This is a genomic window from Pseudomonas sp. TWI923 (assembly GCF_039673365.1).
Taxonomy (GTDB): domain Bacteria; phylum Pseudomonadota; class Gammaproteobacteria; order Pseudomonadales; family Pseudomonadaceae; genus Aquipseudomonas; species Aquipseudomonas sichuanensis.
On sequence record NZ_JBDJLM010000034.1, the window covers coordinates 33736 to 53918 of the forward strand.

The window sequence follows — 20183 nt, forward strand, 5'->3', positions numbered from 1 at the left end:
ATATGGAGCGGATTTCTACCACCTCGACCACCTTGGCACTCCCCAGGAGCTGACCGCCGTCAATGGCCGCATCCGCTGGTCGGCGCGCTACCGCGCCTACGGCCACGTGCTGCGGCTGGACGTGGACCACGTCGACAACCCCCTGCGGTTCCAGGGGCAGTACTACGATGAAGAAACCGGGCTGCATTACAACCGGCACCGTTATTACAACCCACAGACAGGGCGGTATCTAACGCCGGATCCGATTGGATTGGCGGGTGGGGTCAATGGGTATTTGTATGGTGTGAATCCAACGGGGTGGGTGGATCCGTTGGGGTTGGAGGCAGTCTGTCCAGAGACCTGTAGTTATAAAGGGGTCTCTATCAGTGGGGGAATAAAAGATCATTTGTCAAAATTTGATGGTTACACTGTAAAGCAGGGGGTGAAAGGGGCGCATGATAGGGAAGAGTTTATGAAGGTGGTGGATGAGATGGGGCTGCATGTTTTGTCGGAAAAGGCTGGGCCACCTGGAATTTTTGAGATTACTTATGGGCGTGACAAGCTTAATTCGGCGTTGGAGGTTGTGGGGGTTAAAGAATTCGGCAACCCTAAGACAGTTTATGATCCTCGTGTTTTGTCTACTGACGAAATTTATGCGGCAGGGCTCGAGGCTGCAGTGTCAGGTTATCAAAAATCAGTAAAGAATGGTGAGAAGGTTTATAGCTCAGTTTCCCGTGGTATAAAGTTTAGGGTTTATAAAGACGATTCTGGAGTGGTGGTGAATTTTCATCCATTCATGAGGTAGAAGAAATGAAATTGGAAGATGATAAGTCTGTTGCGTGGGATTGCTTGGTGGGGTTTAGAGAGTGTTCCAGTAGCTACGCAGATAGCTATATAGGTGTAATGCTTGGAAAGCTATTGGTCTATGAGGGTATTGCCGTAGAAGAATCTGGTGTGTACTTGGAGTGTGATGAGGATTTTCAAATGATTCCATCGTACTTGGTTGGTCGAGAAGGTTGTATGGCTTTTGAATTTATGGGTAAGAGCTTCGTATGTACTATGCCGGAGGGGGCGGAAATTATACGTGATTGGTGTGAGAGGAAAGTTTATCGTGATAGGGAAGTTGTTCTGGAGGCGTGTAATAAATTGGTGTCAGTTTATGGTGAAAGTGGCTTGGGGAAGCGTAAGTGAGAGTGGTTGTTGTGCTGTGCAAGGCGGCTAGATAAGGCTTAGTGCTATCGAGTGAGAGGGTGTGAGCTGAAATAGAATGTTATTAAGGGGCTTTTAATGGGTTGATGATCTGGTCAAGGTGGCTTTATGGCTGCATTTGGTTCTGCTGAAATTGTTAGTGCGTGCTTAATGGGTTTTCGAGATTCGGGGGCAAAATATGTAGAGAGCTATCTTGATGTTTTGCTTGATTGCTTGTTGCAGTTTGAGGGTGTCGGTATTGAGATGTCTGGTGTGTTCGTTCATAGAGATGAAGATTTGGATAATATGCCGGCATACCTAGTTGATTTTGAAAATGGAATGGCGTTCGAGTTTATAGGGGGGTCTGCTGTATATAAAATGTCTGAGGGTGCAGGAATGATTTTTGATTGGTGCGAGGTGAATGTGAGTAAGGATAAAGAGGAGGTGATGAATAAGTGTGATCGTTAGGTTTGTCTGTGCGGTGATTATGGCTAATTGGCAGTTTTTTGTGTTTGGATAACTCTGTGTGAAGGGGCGTGTGTGAACGTGAAAATTGGCAATATACGGCCACGTGCTGCGGCTGGACGTGGACCAGGCCGACAATCCCCTGCGTTTCCAGGGGCAGTACTACGATGAAGAAACCGGGCTGCATTACAACCGACACCGCTATTACAACCCGCAGACAGGGCGGTACCTGACGCCGGATCCGATTGGACTGGCGGGTGGGGTTAATGGGTATTTGTATGGTGTGAACCCGTCATCCCGGCCGCGCCCCCCTTGTAACGGGTTGCGTAGTGCTGCGGGGTTACCCCGTGCACGCGTCGGAAGGCACCGATGAAATGGCTCTGGTCATAAAAGCCCAGGTCGAGCGCCACGTCCTGCGGGTGCTGGCCTGCGCGCAGGCGGCGGCGCGCTTCGATCAGGCGCAGTTGCATGTGGTACTGCAGCGGCCCAAGGCCGGTGGCTTTCTTGAAGCAGCGCGCGTAGTGGTATTTGCTGAGCCCGGCCAGCTCCGCCAGTTGCTCAAGCTCCAGGCGGCTGTCGAGGCTCGCGTTCATCGCGGCCAGGCTGCGACTGACAGCGACCGACTGCTCGCCGGGCGTGGCCGTGGGTTGTTCGAGCAATTGCGCCACCAGCAACAGCAATGCCTGCTCGCGCTCGCCAGCGTCGGCCCGGGCCAGGTCGAGCAGGGCTGTAAACAGGCCGGGGTGCTCGAGGATGCCCTGCTCGAACGCCGGGGGCTGGTCGGTCGAGCGCAGATTGTTGTCACCGATCACCTGGCGCAGGGTGTCGGTGGCCAGGTGCAGGCTGATGTATTCCACGCCGTCGGGGCCGAAGGTCGAAGCCTGCACGGCCAATGGGTTGTACAAGGTTACGCGGCGGGCGGGTACAGCCAGCTCGCGACCGTCCAGCCATATCTGTTCGGCACCTCGCAAATTGGCACCCAGCACGTATTCGTCGTGGGTATGGCGAGCAAAACTGGCGCTGCCCTGCGCGTGCACCCACGACAACTCCAGCTGTGCGCAGGCGAGCAGGGGGTGGCTGGTCAACGGCATGGGGGCGTTTCCCTGTGGCGGATCTGGGCTACGCTATCGAACCAGCATGGCCCGATGCAATGGCCCCCAAGTCAATTCAGCGAGACCTATGATGATGAACCCGATCCCCGTTCGCTACGAAGATGGCCGGGCGCTGACCCTCGTTGGCTTCGCCGAGCGTTTCAGCATGGCCGATCTCAGTGGGCTGCCGCGCCTGTGGCAGCGCTTCGGGCCGCATATCGGGCATGTGCCCGGCGCCCATGGCCATGACAGTTATGGTGTGTGCTACAACCCCGACGGCCAGGGTGGCTTCGACTATCTGGCCGGCGTCGAGGTCGCTGCGGCTGCCGGGTTGCCCGCCGGCTTCACTCACCTGAAGCTCTCGCCGCAGCATTACGCAGTGTTCGAACACCACGGCAGCCTGCAGGGTATCAAGGCGACCTTCGACGGCATTTTCCAGCAGTGGCTGCCTGCCTCCGGCGAGCGCTCGGCCAATGCCGCGGTGTTCGAGCGTTACCCGGCCGGGTTCGACCCTGCCGACCCACAGGCCGTCATGGAAATCTGGATTCCGCTCGAGCGCCGCTGAGGCGATGGGAAATTCTCCCTGGCGCTGTCGATTTGCCCGATCCCCGTTCGACCAAAGGTGAACGCAATATCAACGCCGTCGCCCCAACGTCCGGAGGAAACATCGATGAACAGCGCAGCCGAACATGAAATCCGCCAACTGATCGAGCACTGGATCCAGGCCGTGCGTGATCGCGATGTCGACAGGATCGTCGCGCCCTATGCCGACGACATCCTCGCCTTCGATGCGATCCAGGCCCTGCAGTTCAAGGGCAAGGCCGCCTACCGCGCGCACTGGGAAATGTGCATGGGTTTTTGCACCGGCCCCATGGTATTCGAAGTGGCGCAACTGACCGTGCATGCCGACGGCGACCTGGGCCTGGCCCACTGGCTCAACCGCTGCGGGCCTTCCGACGATGAAAGCCAGTGCGGCTTCATGCGGGTCACGGTGGCGTACCGGCGCCAGGCGGGCCAATGGCAGGTCATCCATGAGCACTGGTCGGCACCTTTCGACATGGAAACGCAAAAAGCCCTGTTCGACCTCAAGCCCTGAAGCCTGTCGACCGCCCATCGCCACCTCACGCTGGAGACGATCATGAAATACCTGTGCCTGGTCTACTGTGATGAAGGGCTGTTGCACAGCCTGCCCGACAGCCCCGAAGACGCCGAATGCATGGCCTACGCCCAGTCCATCCAGGGCTCCGGGCGCATGCTCGCCGCCGAGGCGCTCAAGCCGGTGCAGACGGCCACCACGGTACGCGTGCGCGGGGGGCACATGAGCCTCACCGACGGCCCGTTCGCCGAAACCAAGGAGCAGCTGGCGGGCTTCTACCTGGTCGATGCCCGCGACCTCAACGAGGCGCTGAACATCGCCAAGGGCATCCCGGCAGCACGGGTTGGCAGTGTTGAAGTGCGGCCCGTACGCGAACTGCAACCCTGAAGGAGAACAACCAGCATGACACTGGCGCAACCGCTACAGGCCCCGCACGAGCTGTCCATCAGCCGCCTGATCGATGCCCCGCCGGCCAAGGTGTTCCGGGCCTGGACCGAACCCCAATGGCTGATGCAGTGGTGGGGGCCGCACGGCATGACCACCCCCGAATGCGAGATGCAACTGTGGGCGGGCGGGCTGTTCCGCACCTTGATGCGTGCGCCTGACGGCAGCGAATACCCGCATCAGGGCGTGTTCCTGGAAATCCACCCACCGCACCGGCTGGTCTTCACCGACGCCTTCCGCCCAGGATGGGTGCCGTCGGAGAAGGCCTTCATGACCGCCGTGGTCACCTTCGACGAAGAGCATGGCAAGACCCGCTATACCGCGCGTGCCTGGCACTGGAATGCCGCCGACTGCCTCGCCCATGAAGAAATGGGCTTTCATCAGGGCTGGGGAGAAAGCCTGGACCGCCTGGTGGAGGTAGTGACCCAGCGGATGCCGGACTGATGCAAGCGCCGGCGCAGGTACGCGAGGAGGTCGAGGCGGTCTATCGCCGCGACTCGCGGCGTATCCTGGCTACCCTGATCCGCTTGCTGGGGGATTTCGACCTGGCCGAGGAGGCCATGCACGATGCCTTCTTCATTGCCGTCGAGCGTTGGCAGCGCGACGGCATCCCCGACAATCCGCGGGCCTGGCTGGTTTCGACCGGGCGTTTCAAGGCTATCGACGCCTTGCGCCGACGTGCTCGTTTCGACCGTTCCCAGGCCGAGCTGATCATGCTGCTCGAAGGCGAGGCGCACGACCCCGGCGATGAAGAGCTGCTGGCCGACGATCGTCTGCGTCTGATCTTCACCTGCTGCCACCCGTCCCTGGCCTTCGATGCCCAGGTGGCGCTGACCCTGCGCGAGGTGTGCGACCTCACCACCGAGCAGATTGCCCGTGCCTTCCTGCAGAGCCCGACGACCATCGCCCAGCGTATTGTGCGCGCCAAGGCGAAGATCCGTGATGCCAGGATCCCCTACCAGGTGCCCGCCCTGAACGAGTTGCCCGAGCGTCTGGAAAGTGTGTTGCGGGTAATCTACCTGGTGTTCAACGAAGGCTATTCGGCTTCGACGGGTGAAGACGTGGTGACCCAGGCGTTGACCGATGAGGCTATTCGCCTGGGCCGTCTGGTTGGGCAGTTGCTGCCAGATGCCGAAGTGCTCGGCCTGCTGGCGTTGATGTTGCTGCAGGCCTCGCGGCAACGAGCGCGCAGCGATGCCGAAGGCGAACTGGTGGTGCTCGATGAGCAGGACCGCAGCCTGTGGGATCGGGCGCAGATCGAGGAAGGTTGCCAGTTGGTGCAGCAGGCGCTGCGTAGCCGGGCGTTCGGGCCCTACAGCCTGCAGGCGGCGATTGCTGCCGTGCATGCCGAAGCGCCCAGTGCCGAAGCCACGGACTGGGATGAGGTGGTCGGGTTGTATGAGGTGCTGCAACGGCATTGGCCGTCACCGGTGGTCGAGCTGAACCATGCGGCGGCGCTGGCCCGTCGGGATGGTGCGCAGGTGGGACTGCAGGCCGTTGAGGCCATACTTGGGCGGGGCGAGCTGGGTGATTACCACCTGGCCCATGCCGCGCGGGCCGAGCTGCATCGGCAGTTGGGCAACATCGAACAGGCTCGCAGTGCCTGGCAGCAGGCACTGGCGCTGACTCGGCAGGGGCCGGAACGGCGGCATATCGAGCGACGCCTGCGCGAGCTGGGCTAGGCACAACCCTCGCAAGCCCGTGCTCTGTGGGGCAACTGCCTGGTGTCACTCGCACTGGCCTCATCGCCGGCAAGCCGGCTCCCACAGGGATCGCGCGAGCTTTAGCAGTTGAGTAAGACAGTTGCTCCTACAAAGACAGTTGCTCTCACATGAGCGTGGCACGATCCATGTGGGAGCTGGCTTGCCAGCGAAAGGGGCCTGCAAGGCCCCCAAAAAACCGTGATCAGCTGGCGACGAAATTCGGCGGGCTCACCAGTTCGACGGTCTGCAGCTTGCGCGGCGCCAGGATCTCGGCCTCACCGGCGACCACCAGCTCGTCGTTCTGGTTGTACACGTTGGTGGCGATGCGCACCTTGAATTTGGGCAGCTTCTCGAGCACTTCCAGGCGCACGGTCAGGGTGTCGCCGATCTTTACCGGCTTCTGGAAGCTCATCTGCTGACCCAGGTAGATGGTGCCGGGGCCGGGCAGGGTGCAGGCCACCGCGGCGCTGATCAGCGCACCGCTGAACATGCCGTGGGCGATGCGTTCGCGGAACATGCTCTTGGCGGCGAACTCGGCGTCGAGGTGCACCGGGTTGTGGTCACCGGACATCGCGGCGAACAGCTGGATGTCGCGTTCTTCCACGGACTTCTGGTACTCAGCTTTCTGGCCGACTTCGAGGGCTTCGTAAGGCGTGTTGCTGACCTGGGTCATCGGGGCTTCCTTGTGGGGCGGGCGAGGCTGCCTATCATTCACTGCGGACAGGGCGGCCAAGGGCCAGCGCCTGTTCCAGCCAGCCGATGATATCGGCGCAGACCTCGTCGCGATGGGTTTCGTTGAGCACTTCGTGCCGTGCGCCAGGATAGACGCGCAACTGCACGTGGCGGTTGCCGGTCGCGCGCAGGGCGTCGGCCAGAACCGTGAGACGCTTGCCGGCACTCACCGGATCACATTCACCGCCAATTACCAGCACTGGCAGGTTCGGATCGATCTGCGCGAGGTGCTTGGCCTGGCTGATCTGCGCCAGGCCCTGCAGCAGGTCGAGCCACAGTTGGTTGCTGCAGCGAAAGCCGCACAGCGGGTCGGCGATGTACTTGTCCACCTCGTCCGGGTCGCGGCTGAGCCAGTCGAAGGCAGTTCGGTTGGGCTTGAACGCCTTGTTGAACGCACCGAACGACAGCCAGTCGATCAGCGCGCTCTTGCCCAGCGGCCCCTGGCGCCAGGCTTCGAGCCGAGCGATCAGGCGCGCGCTGCGGTAGAGCGCTGCAGGCTGGAAGTTCGAACCGCTGAGGATCGCCCCCTGCAGGCTGGCGCTGTGGTGCAGCAGGTAGGCCTGGGCGATATAGCTGCCCATGCTGTGGCCGAACAGGAACAGCGGTGTGCCGGGAAACAGCTGGCCGATGTGCTGGGCCAGCAAGCCCAGGTCGTTGACCACGGCATTCCAGCCATTGTGGCTGGCGAACAGGCCGAGGTGACCCAGTTCGGCGGTACGCCCGTGGCCACGCAGGTCTGGCGCGAACAGGGCGTAACCGGCGTCATTCAGGGCATGCCCCAGGCGTTGGTAGCGCCCGGCATGCTCGGCCATGCCGTGGGCCAGCAACACCACGGCCTTGACCGGCGTGGCCGGCAGCCATTGGTGCACGTACAGGCTGCAATGCTCGCTGGCGGGCAGCCAGAAGGCGTCATGGGGCATGGCGGGTCCTTGCGCACGGAGTTCGAGGAACAGTGTATGCGCAAAGGCCACAATTGCAGGAAGGGCATAAATAAGATTCACAATGTTAATGGCAGCACTTGGCGTATTTGCCACCTTGGGCCGAACTGCTAACGTCGGCAGAACGCCTTTTTGCCACCTGGCATCAAGGTCAGGGAAGGTCCCGGCAGAGGAACAACAATAAATGCAAGCCGATTTCTGGAATGACAAGCGCCCGGCGGGCGTGCCTTCCACACTGGATTTGACGGCCTATGCGTCCGTCGTCGATGTCTTCGAACGCTCCTGCAAGCGCTTCGCCGACCGCCCGGCATTCAGCAACCTGGGCGTGACGCTCAGCTATGCCGAGCTCGAACGCCACTCCGCGGCCTTCGCCGCCTGGCTGCAGCAGCATACCGACCTGGTACCGGGCGACCGCATCGCGGTGCAGATGCCCAACGTGCTGCAGTACCCCATCGCCGTGTTCGGCGCCCTGCGTGCCGGGCTGGTGGTGGTCAACACCAACCCGCTGTACACCGCACGCGAGATGCGCCACCAGTTCAAGGACTCCGGGGCCCGCGCGCTGGTCTACCTGAACATGTTCGGCAGCCGCGTGCAGGAGGTGTTGCCCGACACCGGCATCGAGTATCTGATCGAGGCGAAGATGGGCGATCTGCTGCCTACCGCCAAGGGCTGGTTGATCAATACCGTGGTCGACAAACTGAAGAAGATGGTGCCCGCCTACCAGTTGCCCCAGGCCGTGTCGTTCAAGCAGGTGTTGCGCCTGGGGCGTGGGCTGACCCACAAACCGGTGCCGCAAGTGCACGAAGATATCGCCGTGCTGCAGTACACCGGCGGCACTACCGGCCTGGCCAAGGGCGCGATGCTCAGCCACGGCAACCTGGTGGCCAACATGCTGCAGGTATTGGCTTGCTTCGCCCAGCACGGCCCCGACGGCCAGCCGTTGATCAAGGAAGGCCAGGAGGTGATGATCGCGCCGCTGCCGCTGTATCACATCTATGCGTTCACCGCGAACTGCATGTGCATGATGGTCACCGGCAACCACAACGTGCTGATCACCAACCCCCGCGATATCTCGGGCTTCATCAAGGAACTGGGCAAGTGGCGGTTCTCGGCGCTGCTGGGGCTGAACACACTGTTCGTCGCCTTGATGGACCACCCCGGCTTCAAATCCCTGGATTTTTCCGCACTCAAGGTCACCAACTCCGGCGGTACGGCACTGGTCAAGGCCACCGCCGAGCGTTGGGAAGCCCTGACCGGCTGCCGCATCGTTGAAGGCTACGGCCTGACCGAGACCTCCCCGGTGGCCAGTACCAACCCTTACGGCCAACTGGCGCGGTTGGGGACCGTGGGCATCCCGGTGGTCGGCACGGCATTCAAGGTGATAGACGACGAGGGTAACGAGCAGCCGCTGGGTGAGCGTGGCGAGCTGTGCATCAAGGGGCCGCAGGTGATGAAGGGCTACTGGCAGCAACCGGAAGCCACGGCCCAGGCGCTGGATGCCGAAGGCTGGTTCAAGACCGGCGACATTGCGATCATCGACCCGGACGGCTTCACCCGTATCGTCGACCGCAAGAAGGACATGATCATCGTCTCGGGTTTCAACGTGTACCCCAACGAAATCGAGGACGTAGTGATGAACCACCCGCAGGTGGCCAGCTGTGCGGCCATCGGTGTACCGGACGAACGATCCGGCGAGGCGGTCAAGCTGTTCGTGGTGCCGCGCGCGGGGGGGCTGAGCGTTGACGAGCTCAAGGCTTACTGCAAGGCCAACTTCACCGGCTACAAGGTGCCCAAGCACATCGTGCTGCGTGATTCGTTGCCGATGACACCGGTGGGCAAGATCTTGCGTCGGGAGCTGCGCGATATCGCCTGAGGCTTTGCAGGTCCTGTGGGAGCGGGTTTACCCGCGAAAGCGTAGGCGGGGCCACTGCCAAGTTCGCGGGTGAACCCGCTCCCACAGCAGTAATGGCTCTATTTCGGCATTTTCAGCCGATATTGCGACACTTTGGATAAATACTCTAAAAATGACCTGTACATTTCTTTGAGTCATTTTTGTGACCGAGAGGCCCGTTTCGGCCTCTAGGCGACCCCTGGTAAAGCTGTTACTCTCGGCGCGCTTTCCCAGGATCCGGTTTGCAATGAGCCGGCTTCGCATATCAATAATAAGCGCATCGACGCGTACCGAATTCGCTGTTGCTGAAGGAGCGGGCTTCCATGATCGAACATTTTTGGAAGGATAAGTACCCAGCCGGGGTCACGGCGGACATCAATCCTGACGAATTCCCCAATATCCAGGCGGTTCTCAAGCAATCCTGCCAACGCTTTGCCGACAAACCTGCCTTTAGCAACCTGGGCAAGACCATCACCTACGGCGAACTGTATGCGCTGTCCGGCGCTTTTGCCGCCTGGCTGCAGCAGCATACCGACCTGAAGCCGGGCGATCGCATTGCCGTCCAGTTGCCCAACGTCCTGCAATACCCTGTCGCCGTGTTCGGCGCCATGCGTGCCGGGCTGATCGTGGTCAACACCAACCCGCTGTACACCGCGCGGGAGCTGGAGCACCAGTTCAACGATTCCGGCGCCAAGGCGCTGGTGTGCCTGGCCAACATGGCGCACCTGGCCGAGAAGGTCGTGCCGAAGACCCAGGTCAAGCACGTCATTGTCACCGAAGTGGCCGACCTGTTGCCACCGCTCAAGCGCTTGCTGGTCAACAGCGTCATCAAGTACGTGAAGAAAATGGTGCCGGCCTACAACCTGCCCAATGCCGTGCGCTTCAACGATGCGCTGGCCCTGGGCAAGGGCGGCGCGGTGACCGAGGCCAACCCGCAGGCCAACGATGTGGCCGTGCTGCAGTACACCGGCGGCACCACCGGCGTGGCCAAGGGCGCGATGCTCACCCACCGCAACCTGGTCGCCAACATGCTGCAGTGCCGCGCGCTGATGGGCTCGAACCTGCACGAAGGCTGCGAGATCCTCATCACCCCGCTGCCGCTGTACCACATCTACGCCTTCACCTTCCATTGCATGGCCATGATGCTGATCGGTAACCACAACATACTCATCAGCAACCCGCGCGACCTGCCGGCCATGGTCAAGGAGCTGGGCAAGTGGAAGTTCAGCGGCTTCGTCGGCCTGAACACCCTGTTCGTCGCCCTGTGCAACAACGAAACCTTCCGCAACCTGGATTTCTCGGGGCTGAAGATCACCTTGTCCGGTGGCATGGCGCTGCAGCAGAGCGTGGCCGAGCGCTGGAGGACGGTGACCGGCTGCGCCATCTGTGAAGGTTACGGCATGACCGAGACCAGCCCGGTGGCGACGGTCAACCCGTCCGAGGCCAACCAGGTCGGCACCATCGGCATCCCGGTACCCTCGACCCTGTGCAAGGTCATCGACGACAACGGTCAGGAACTGCCGCTGGGCGAAGTAGGCGAACTGTGCATCAAGGGCCCGCAGGTGATGAAGGGCTACTGGCAGCGTGAGGAGGCCACCGCCGAGATCCTCGACAGCAATGGCTGGCTGAAGACCGGCGACATCGCCGTGATCCAGCCGGACGGCTACATGCGCATCGTCGACCGCAAGAAGGACATGATCCTGGTCTCGGGTTTCAACGTGTACCCCAACGAGCTCGAAGACGTGCTCGCCGCCTTGCCGGGTGTGTTGCAGTGCGCCGCGATCGGCGTGCCGGACGAAAAATCCGGCGAGGTGATCAAGGTGTTCATCGTGGTCAAGCCGGGCATGACCGTCACCAAGGAGCAGGTGTTGGAGCACATGCGCGCCAACGTCACCGGCTACAAGGTGCCGCGCTACATCGAGTTCCGCGATGCACTGCCGACCACCAACGTCGGCAAGATCCTGCGCCGCGAACTGCGTGATGAAGAGCTGAAGAAGCAGGGCCTGAAGAAGATCGCCTGATAGCCTTCACCGGCTTATTCGCGGGTAAACCCGCTCCCACAGGAGTCGCGCCGTTTTCAGAGGCGGCGATGAACCTGTGGGAGCGGGTTTACCCGCGAATGGGCCAGTGAAAATCAGCGCAGCTTTTCAAGCATCTGGTAGTACCACATCCCCGCCGCCAACAGCGGATTCCCCAGCAGGTCCCCCATCGGCACCTTGATGTGCTTGCACGCCGCAAAGGTGTCGAATTTCTCCAGCGTCCCGGTCAATGCCTCGGCCATGATCTCGCCCATGATGTGGCTGGTGGCGATGCCATGCCCGGAATAACCCTGGCAGTACCACACGTTGTCCGACAGCTTGCCCAACTGCGGGATGCGGTTGACCACGATGCCCATGGCGCAGCTCCACTGGAACTCGATCGGCACGCCCTTGAGCGCCGGGAAGGTGCGTTCGATGCACGGGCGCAGTTCGGCCTCGATATCCCGCGAATCACGCCCGGAATAGTTGGCGCCACCGCCGAACAGCAGGCGCTTGTCGGCGGTCAGGCGGTAGTAGTCGAGGACGAAGCGGCAGTCGTACACCGCCAGGTCCTGAGGGTTGATCTGCGCGGCCAGCTCGCCTAGTGGCGCGGTGGTGACGATGCCGCCCATGGCCGGGAAAATCTTGCCCTTGAGCTGGCGCTTTTCCAGCTTGTGGTAGACATCGCCGGCCAGCATCACCTGCCGCGCTTCGATCCGGCCGTGGGCGGTGACCACTGCCGGGCGCGGGCCGTGGATGATGTCCAGGACCTCGGAGTTTTCGAAGATCAGTGCGCCCAGGCTGTGGGCCGCGCGGGCCTCGCCCAGGCACAGGTTGAGCGGGTGCAGGTGCAGGTTGCGGCGGTTCTTCAGCGCGCCGATGTACAGCGGGCTTTGCAGGTGCTCGGCCATGGCGGCGCGGTCGAGCAATTGCACCTGGTCGCCCATGCCGCGGCGCTGGGCCTCGGCCTCGAAGGCGCGCAGTTCGTTCAGGTGCGAGGGTTTCATCGCCGCATGCAGGTGGCCGCGCTTGAGGTCGCAGGCGATGCCATAGCGTTCGACCCGCTGCTCGATGATCTGGTGCCCGCGCCAGCGCAGGTGCCAGATGAAGTCATCCACCTCGGCACCGAGCCGTTCACGCATCTGCGTGCGCATGGCCTCGTCGCCCGACAGGCTGCCGGTCACCTGCCCGCCGTTACGCCCGCTGGCGCCCCAGCCGATGCGGTTGGTCTCGACGATGGCGACCTTCAGGCCGCGTTCGGCCAGTTCCACTGCGGTGGCCACGCCGGTGAAACCGCCGCCGATGATCGCCACGTCGACCTGCACCGTGCCCTTGAGGGTGGGGTATTCGCTGTGGTCGTTGAGGGTGGCGCTGTAGTAGGACGGCGCGCGCTGGGCCGGCCCCTTGTTCACTGCTGCGTTCATGAGTGTTCCTTGTTGTAATTCGTCTGTCAGGCCTGGTGCAGGTACCAGCGCCAGTCCTGCTCGCCCACTTCGGCCATGAACTGGCGGTATTCGGCGCGCTTGACCTTCAGGTACACACCCAGGAAGGCCTCGCCGAAGGCTTCCCGGGCCCACGCCGAACGTTCCAGGGCATCAAGGGTGGTGAGCCAGTCGGTGGGCAGGTGCTCGGTGGCCTGGGCATAGCCGTTGCCTTGCACCGGTGCGCCCGGGTCGAGCTGCTCACGAATGCCTTGGTGGCTGGCGGCCAGAATCGCCGCGGCGGCCAGGTAGGGGTTGGCGTCGGCGCCACAGATGCGGTGCTCCACATGCCGGCTGTTGGCCGGCCCGCCCGGCACACGCAGGCTGACGGTGCGGTTGTCTACGCCCCAGGTCGGCGCCAGCGGCGCATAGCTGTTGGCCTGGAAGCGGCGGTACGAGTTGGCGTTGGGGCAGAACAGCAGCAGCGATTCGCGCAGGTGGCGCAGCATGCCGGCGACCGCCTGGCGCAGCAGCGGGGTGCCGGCCTTGTCCTCGCTGGCGAACAGGTTGTTGCCGTCGGCATCGGCCAGGCTCAGGTGCATGTGCATGCCGGTGCCGGCCAGCTGGGCGAACGGCTTGGCCATGAAGCAGGCCTGCATGTCGTGGGCGTGGGCGACGCCTTTGACCAGGCGTTTATAGCGCACGGCCTGATCCATCGCCTCCAGCGCATCGCCATGTTCCAGGGTGATTTCGACCTGGCCCGGGGCGTATTCGGAGATTGCCGTGCGTGCCGGGATGCCCTGGGCCTTGCAGGCGGCATAGAGGTCGGCGAGGAAGGGTTCGATCTGTTCCAGTTCGCGCAGGCCATAGACCTGTGTCGTGCGCGGTCGGCCGCCATCGTTGTCCAGCGCCGGTTGCGGGCGGCCCTGGGCGTCAGGCTTCTGGTCGAGCAGGTAGAACTCCAGCTCGCAGGCCATCACCGGGTAGTAACCGTCGGCCTTGAGCGCATCGATGGTGCGCAGCAGTACGTGACGCGGGTCGGCGATGCTGGCTGGCATGCCTTCGCTGGGGTGCATGCTGACCTGCACCGCCGCGGTCGGCACCCGGCGCCAGGGCAGGCGCACCAGGCTGCCTTCCAGCGGGTAGGCGCGGCAGTCGATGTCGCCGACATCCCAGACCAGGCCGGAGTTTTCCACGTCGTCGCCGTTGAGGGTAAGGCCGAGGATGGTGCTCGGCAGCGGGCGGCCGGTTTCGAACACCGCCAGCAGTTCATCGCGATGCAGCAGCTTGCCGCGTGGCACGCCGTTGGCGTCGAGGATGAACAGTTCGATCAGGTCGATATCGGGGTTGTCGGCCAGGAAGCGCCTGGCTTGCTCTGCGGGTGCAAAGTGCATGGTGGAATTCGCTCGCGCCCATGGGCGCACAGGACCGCCGTAATGGTTCGGTCGGTCGTACTGAAAAGGTCGGCGTGATGCCGCAACGGGTCAGTGAGTGGCGAGCGACGTATCTGGTGGGCGCGCGTGGCGGCAGTGCCACAGGGCCCAGAAGGCGAGGATGACATGCACCAGTGGATTCTCGCCGGCACGGGCCCTGGCCTTCGGCAGCGAAGGGCGAGGCAGCGGGCGGGCGATGAGCGGGTCGGGGAGCATGCCTTGGATACTCACATGGCGCGTAAGGTTGATTAAAGCAGTGAATGGCGACGTTCAGTTTGTATTTGGCTAAACATTGATCGCGGGGCAAGCCCGCTCCCACGGGGTTTTCGATTTGTTGTGGGAGCGGGCTTGCCCCGCGATAGGGCCGCTACTGCCAGCAAAAAACCGGCAAATCTGCGACAATCCCGCCCCTTCGAATGCCGATCATGAATAAGCAGCGCCCGCTGCATCATTAAAAAGCCCCATGACAGACCACGCCATCGACCAACTGCTGAACAACCTCGACCACGCCATGATCGCCGACCGCCATCGCCTGCGGCGGCAACTGCATGAGCTGCGCAAGCGCCCAGACGAGGCCAAGCTTGCGCAGTGGGTGGAGAAGGTCCAGGCCTCCTTTGCCCAGGTCACCGCGCGCCAGCAGAGCGTGCCGAGCATCCGTTACGACGACAGCCTGCCGATTGCGGCCAAGCGTGACGAGATCAAGAAGGCCCTGGCCGAACACCAGGTGCTGGTGATCGCCGGCGAGACCGGTTCGGGCAAGACCACCCAGTTGCCGAAAATCTGCCTGGAGCTGGGGCGCGGCAGCCATGGCCTGATCGCCCACACCCAGCCCCGGCGGATCGCCGCGCGCAGCGTGGCGGCGCGGGTCGCCGAAGAACTCGGCACGCCGCTGGGCGCGCTGGTCGGTTACCAGGTGCGTTTCGAGGACCAGAGCGACTCCAACACCTTGGTCAAACTGATGACCGACGGCATCCTGCTGGCCGAGACCCAGCACGACCGCTTCCTCGAGCGCTACGACACCATCATCGTCGACGAGGCCCACGAGCGCAGCCTGAACATCGATTTCCTGCTGGGCTACCTCAAGACCCTGCTGCACCGTCGCCCGGAGCTGAAGCTGATCATCACCTCGGCGACCATCGACCTGGAGCGCTTCTCCAAGCACTTCGACGGCGCGCCGATCATTGAGGTTTCCGGGCGCACGTACCCGGTGGATACCTGGTATCGCCCGTTGACCAGCGAGCAGGACGAGGAGGGCAACCAGATCGAGGACGACCTCTCGGTCGACCAGGCGATCCTCGCCACCCTCGACGAGATTGCCCAGCACGAACGCAGCCAGGGCAAGGGCCCGGGCGATGTGCTGGTGTTCCTGCCCGGCGAGCGCGAGATCCGTGATGCCGCCGAGATCCTGCGCAAGGCGCAACTGCGCCATACCGAGATCCTGCCGCTGTATGCGCGCCTGTCGCCGGCCGAGCAACAGCGGATCTTCCAGTCCCACAGCGGCCGCCGCGTAGTGTTGGCGACCAACGTCGCCGAAACCTCGCTGACGGTGCCGGGCATCCGCTATGTCATCGACAGCGGCACCGCGCGCATCAGCCGCTACAGCTACCGCGCCAAGGTCCAGCGCCTGCCCATCGAGGCGGTGTCCCAGGCCAGCGCCAACCAGCGTAAAGGCCGCTGCGGCCGGGTCGAGCCCGGTATCTGCATCCGCCTGTACAGCGAAGAGGACTTCAACGGCCGGCCGGCGTTCACCGACCCGGAGATCCTGCGTACCAACCTGGCGGCGGTGATCCTGCAGATGCTGCACCTGCGCCTGGGGGCCATCGACGCCTTCCCGTTCATCGAGCCGCCGGATGGCAAGGCCATCAGCGACGGTTTCAACCTGCTGCAGGAGCTGTCGGCGGTCAACCGCGAGAACCAGCTCACGCCGCTGGGCCGCCAACTGGCGCGCCTGCCGATCGACCCACGGCTGGGCCGCATGCTGCTCGAAGGCGCACGCCTGGGCAGCCTGCAAGAGGTGTTGATCGTTGCCAGTGCGTTGTCGGTGCAGGACCCGCGCGAGCGCCCGCCGGAGCGCCAGCAGGCGGCCGACCAGGCCCATGCCCAGTGGAAGGACGTCGACTCCGACTTCGCCGCCCTGGTCAATCTGTGGCGCGGTTTCGAGGAACAACGCCAGGCGCTGACCGCCAACCCGCTGCGTAACTGGTGCCGGAAGAACTTCCTCAACTACCTGCGTTTGCGCGAGTGGCGCGATGCCCATCGTCAACTGGCGCTGATCTGCCGCGACCTGCAGCTTACGGTGAACAAAGACCCGTGCGATTACCCGCGCATGCACAAGGCGATCCTCAGCGGCCTGCTCAGCCAGATCGGCCACAAGGCCGAAGAGGGCGACTATCAGGGCGCGCGTCAGCGCCGCTTCTGGATTCATCCCTCGTCCGGCATCGGCCGCAAACGCCCGCAGTGGGTGATGGCCGCCGAACTGGTGGAAACCACCAAGCTGTACGCGCGCATGGTGGCCAAGATCGAGCCGGACTGGATCGAACCGCTGGCCACCCACCTGATCAAGAAGAACCACTTCGAGCCCCATTGGGAGAAGAAGCGCGGGCAGGTGGTGGCTTACGAGCAGATCACCCTGTACGGGCTGATCGTGGTCGGCCGCCGGCCGGTGCATTTCGGCCCGATCGACCCGGTCACGTCACGGGAGCTGTTCATCCGCGAGGGGCTGGTCGGCGGCGAGATCCAGTCGCGGGCCAAGTGCCTGGCGGCCAACAAACGCCTGCTCGAGCAGCTCGACGAGTTGGAAGCCAAGGCACGCCGGCGCGACATCCTTGCCGATGAAGAGACGCTGTACGCCTTCTACGAGGCGCGCCTGCCGCAAGAGATTCACCAGACCGCGACCTTCGACGCCTGGTACCGGATGACCAGCCAGAAGGATGCCAACCTGCTGATCATGCGCGAGGAAGATGTGCTGGCCCGCGAGGCCAGCGAGGTGACCGCCGCGCAGTACCCGGACCACCTGCAGGTGGGCGACCTGCGCCTATCGCTGAGCTATCACTTCGAGCCCAACCACCCGCGCGATGGTGTCACCGTGCGGGTGCCGGCGCCGCTGCTGCCGAACCTGCCGGGCGAACGCCTGGAATGGCTGGTGCCGGGGCTGCTGGAGGCCAAGTGCATTGCCCTGGTGCGCAACCTGCCCAAGGCCTTGCGCAAGAACTTCGTGCCGGTGCCGGACTTCGTCAAGGCGGCGCTGTCGCGCATGACCTTCGGCCAGGGCGGCCTGCCGCAGGCCCTGGGGCAGGAACTGCTGCGCATGACGGGGGCACGGGTGTCCGATGAAGCCTGGGCGGAAGCCGCCGGGCTGGTGGAAGGCCACCTGCGCATGAACATCGAAGTGGTCGACGCCGCGGGCAAGTTCCTCGGTGAGGGCCGTGACCTGGCCGAGCTGACCGCGCGCTTCGCCGCCGCCAGCCAGGCGGCGCTGGCTCTGCCGCGCAACGAGAAGGCCGAGCAGCCGGTGCAGGCCAAGGCCTTCACCCAGGTGGCGCAGACCGCCCAGCAGAAGATCGCCGGGCTGTCGATGACCGTCTACCCGGCGCTGGTCGAGGACAACGGCACCGTGCGCGAGGGGCGTTTCTCCACCCAGGCCGAAGCCGAGTTCCAGCACCGCCGCGCACTGCAGCGCCTGTTGCTGCAGCAGCTGGCCGAGCCGGCCAAGTTCCTGCGCGGCAAGCTGCCGGGGCTGACTGAACTGGGCTTGCTGTACCGCGAGCTGGGGCGGGTCGAGGCGTTGGTCGAGGACATCCTGCTGGCCAGCCTCGACAGTTGCATCCTCGAAGGCGAAGACCCTTTGCCCCGCGACGGTGCCGGCCTGGCGTCACTGGCCGAGCGCAAGCGCGGCAGCTGGACCGAGCATGCCGAACGCCTGGCGCGCCTGACCCTTGAGGTGCTGAAGCTGTGGCATGGCCTGCAGAAGCGCTTCAAGGGCAAGATCGACCTGAGCCAGGCAGTGGCGCTGAACGACATCAAGCAGCAACTGGCCAACCTGGTCTATCCGGGGTTCGTGCGTGAGACGCCGGGTGTCTGGTTCAAGGAGTTGCCGCGTTATCTCAAGGCGGTGGAACTGCGCCTGGAGAAGCTGGGGTCGCAGGTGCAGAAGGATCGGGTGTGGAGTGGCGAACTGGCCAATTGCTGGGCCCAGTACAAGGCCCGTGCCGACAAGCATGCCCAGGAGGGCAAGCGTGACGAGCAGTTGCTGATGTACCGCTGGCTGCTGGAGGAGTACCGGGTGTCGTTGTTCGCCCAGCAGTTGGGAACGAAAGTACCGGTTTCCGACAAGCGACTGAGCAAGCAGTGGAGTCAGGTGGAAGCCTAACCGTTGCAACTTGTGGCAAACTTGCTGGAATTTGCGGCCGCTGTGCGGCCGTTCGCGGGTAAACCCGCTCCCACAGGGTAATGCAGTCGCTGTGGGAGTGGATTTACCCGCGAACGAGGGCGCAGCCCTCGTCTGTAAATTGGTACCAAGGTGCCATTATGTTGCCCTTTTCCCGGCCTGCGCCGCATGGCGATGGCCTTTGACCAGAGGAACGACCGTGCACAACGTCGTGATCAGCGGCACCGGCCTGTATACCCCGGCCCAGAGCATTTCCAACGAAGAACTGGTGGAATCCTTCAACACCTGGTCGCAGCAGTTCAACCAGGACAACGCCGCGGCCATCGAGCGCGGCGAAATCGAGGCAGCGCCGCTGTCCGATGCTGCCTTCATCGAGAAGGCCTCGGGCATCAAGAGCCGCTTCGTGATGGACAAGGCCGGCATCCTTGACCCACAGCGCATGAAGCCGCGCCTGGCTGAGCGCAGCAACGACGAACCCTCGGTGCTTTGCGAAATGGCCGTGGCCGCCGCCCGCCAGGCACTGGAGCGCGCCGGTCGCACTGCCGCCGATGTCGACGGCGTGATCGTCGCCTGTTCCAACCTGCAGCGCCCGTACCCGGCCATCGCCATCGAAGTGCAGCAGGCGCTGGGCATCCAGGGCTTCGCCTTCGACATGAACGTGGCCTGTTCCTCGGCCACCTTCGGCATCCAGACCGCCGCCAACAGCGTGCAACTGGGCCAGGCGCGTGCGGTGCTGATGGTCAACCCAGAGGTCTGCACCGGCCACCTGAACTTCCGTGACCGTGACAGCCACTTCATCTTCGGTGACGCCGCCACTGCCGTGCTGATCGAGCGTGCCGACCAGGCCACATCGAAGCACCAGTTCGAGATCGTCAGCAGCAAGCTGTGGACCGAATTCTCCAACAACATCCGCAACAACTTCGGTTTCCTCAACCGTGCGGCAGAGGAGGGCGAGGGCGCCGCGGACAAACTGTTCATCCAGGAAGGCCGCAAGGTGTTCCGTGAGGTGTGCCCGAAGGTGGCCGAGATCGTCGGCCAGCACCTTGAAGAGAACGATCTGCAGCCCAACGACGTCAAGCGCTTCTGGCTGCACCAGGCCAACCTGAGCATGAACCACCTGATCGTCAAGAAGCTGTTGGGGCGTGAGGTGGCCGAGGAAGAGGCGCCGGTGATTCTGGACCGTTATGCCAACACCAGTTCGGCGGGCTCGGTGATCGCCTTCCATCTGTACCAGGATGACCTGGCTGCGGGCTCGTTGGGTGTGTTGAGTTCGTTTGGCGCGGGGTATTCGATCGGTAGCGTGATTCTGCGCAAGCGCTGATCTGCGGGTTCGCCTGTATCGGCCCTATCGCCGGCAAGCCGGCTCCCACAGGATAAATGTTTCCCCTGTGGTAGCC

General features: G+C 63.1%; 17 protein-coding genes and 1 pseudogene. 13 read left to right on the forward strand and 5 right to left on the reverse strand.

Going from position 1 to position 20183, the window contains the following annotated elements; genetic code table 11:
- Positions 1-16: 16 nt before the first annotated feature.
- The 4 genes and pseudogenes from ABE459_RS14835 to ABE459_RS14850 form a co-directional block, all read left to right on the forward strand.
- A pseudogene (locus ABE459_RS14835) lies at positions 17-784 on the forward strand (RHS repeat-associated core domain-containing protein); the annotation flags it as partial.
- Between the two features lie 5 nt (positions 785-789).
- Positions 790-1170, forward strand: coding sequence for a hypothetical protein (locus tag ABE459_RS14840; protein WP_323828530.1), 381 nt, complete (start codon positions 790-792; stop codon positions 1168-1170).
- A 126-nt stretch (positions 1171-1296) separates the two neighbouring features.
- Positions 1297-1635, forward strand: coding sequence for a hypothetical protein (locus ABE459_RS14845; protein ID WP_346648051.1), 339 nt, complete (start codon positions 1297-1299; stop codon positions 1633-1635).
- Between the two features lie 118 nt (positions 1636-1753).
- Complete coding sequence (locus ABE459_RS14850; protein ID WP_346648052.1) at positions 1754-2005, forward strand: RHS repeat-associated core domain-containing protein; 252 nt, start codon at positions 1754-1756, stop codon at positions 2003-2005.
- On the opposite strand, the gene ABE459_RS14855 is transcribed toward ABE459_RS14850, so the two are convergent.
- Positions 1896-2723, reverse strand: a complete 828-nt coding sequence (locus ABE459_RS14855; RefSeq protein ID WP_323828526.1) for an AraC family transcriptional regulator — start codon at positions 2721-2723, stop codon at positions 1896-1898. The two genes, ABE459_RS14850 and ABE459_RS14855, sit on opposite strands and share 110 nt — an antisense overlap.
- Before the next feature lie 91 nt (positions 2724-2814).
- Here ABE459_RS14855 and ABE459_RS14860 point away from each other — a divergent pair, with 91 nt between their 5' ends.
- The 5 genes from ABE459_RS14860 to ABE459_RS14880 all read left to right on the forward strand — a co-directional run bounded on the left by ABE459_RS14860 (position 2815) and on the right by ABE459_RS14880 (position 5945).
- A complete protein-coding gene (locus ABE459_RS14860) occupies positions 2815-3288 on the forward strand; it encodes a GyrI-like domain-containing protein (RefSeq protein WP_323828524.1) in 474 nt (157 codons plus the stop codon).
- 105 nt (positions 3289-3393) lie between these two features.
- Positions 3394-3819 (forward strand): nuclear transport factor 2 family protein, encoded by a 426-nt coding sequence (locus ABE459_RS14865; protein WP_258704903.1) that lies wholly within the window; start codon positions 3394-3396, stop codon positions 3817-3819.
- Between the two features lie 42 nt (positions 3820-3861).
- On the forward strand, positions 3862-4206 hold the full coding sequence (locus ABE459_RS14870; protein WP_323828522.1) for a YciI family protein: 345 nt from the start codon (positions 3862-3864) through the stop codon (positions 4204-4206).
- Positions 4207-4221: 15 nt separating this feature from the next.
- A complete protein-coding gene (locus tag ABE459_RS14875; RefSeq protein WP_125465093.1) occupies positions 4222-4707 on the forward strand; it encodes an SRPBCC family protein in 486 nt (161 codons plus the stop codon).
- Complete coding sequence (locus tag ABE459_RS14880) at positions 4707-5945, forward strand: RNA polymerase sigma factor (RefSeq protein ID WP_323828520.1); 1239 nt, start codon at positions 4707-4709, stop codon at positions 5943-5945. Before ABE459_RS14875 ends, ABE459_RS14880 begins: the two co-directional genes overlap by 1 nt.
- Positions 5946-6168: 223 nt before the next feature.
- On the opposite strand, the gene ABE459_RS14885 is transcribed toward ABE459_RS14880, so the two are convergent.
- Together ABE459_RS14885 and ABE459_RS14890 are read right to left on the reverse strand one after the other, a co-directional pair.
- Positions 6169-6639 (reverse strand): MaoC family dehydratase, encoded by a 471-nt coding sequence (locus ABE459_RS14885; protein WP_125465091.1) that lies wholly within the window; start codon positions 6637-6639, stop codon positions 6169-6171.
- Between the two features lie 34 nt (positions 6640-6673).
- Positions 6674-7618, reverse strand: coding sequence for an alpha/beta hydrolase (locus tag ABE459_RS14890; protein ID WP_125465090.1), 945 nt, complete (start codon positions 7616-7618; stop codon positions 6674-6676).
- 202 nt (positions 7619-7820) lie between these two features.
- Here ABE459_RS14890 and fadD2 point away from each other — a divergent pair, with 202 nt between their 5' ends.
- Both fadD2 and fadD1 read left to right on the forward strand, forming a co-directional pair.
- On the forward strand, positions 7821-9509 hold the full coding sequence (fadD2, locus tag ABE459_RS14895; RefSeq protein WP_258704901.1) for a long-chain-fatty-acid--CoA ligase FadD2: 1689 nt from the start codon (positions 7821-7823) through the stop codon (positions 9507-9509).
- Positions 9510-9850: 341 nt separating this feature from the next.
- Positions 9851-11548: a long-chain-fatty-acid--CoA ligase FadD1 gene (gene fadD1 / locus ABE459_RS14900; RefSeq protein ID WP_125859601.1), complete on the forward strand. Its 1698-nt coding sequence runs from the start codon at positions 9851-9853 to the stop codon at positions 11546-11548.
- Between the two features lie 113 nt (positions 11549-11661).
- Here the strand turns inward: fadD1 and ABE459_RS14905 are convergent, their stop codons facing one another.
- Both ABE459_RS14905 and ABE459_RS14910 read right to left on the reverse strand, forming a co-directional pair.
- Complete coding sequence (locus ABE459_RS14905) at positions 11662-12969, reverse strand: FAD-binding oxidoreductase (RefSeq protein ID WP_125465087.1); 1308 nt, start codon at positions 12967-12969, stop codon at positions 11662-11664.
- Positions 12970-12995: 26 nt separating this feature from the next.
- Positions 12996-14360 carry a glutamine synthetase family protein gene (locus ABE459_RS14910; protein ID WP_323828518.1) on the reverse strand — a complete coding sequence of 455 codons (1365 nt, stop codon included), beginning with the start codon at positions 14358-14360 and terminating at the stop codon, positions 12996-12998.
- Positions 14361-14862: 502 nt separating this feature from the next.
- On the opposite strand from ABE459_RS14910, the gene hrpA reads away from it, so the two are divergent.
- Both hrpA and ABE459_RS14920 read left to right on the forward strand, forming a co-directional pair.
- Positions 14863-18768, forward strand: coding sequence for an ATP-dependent RNA helicase HrpA (gene hrpA, locus ABE459_RS14915; protein WP_323828516.1), 3906 nt, complete (start codon positions 14863-14865; stop codon positions 18766-18768).
- 217 nt (positions 18769-18985) lie between these two features.
- On the forward strand, positions 18986-20107 hold the full coding sequence (locus tag ABE459_RS14920) for a beta-ketoacyl-ACP synthase III (RefSeq protein ID WP_323828514.1): 1122 nt from the start codon (positions 18986-18988) through the stop codon (positions 20105-20107).
- Positions 20108-20183: the final 76 nt, after the last annotated feature.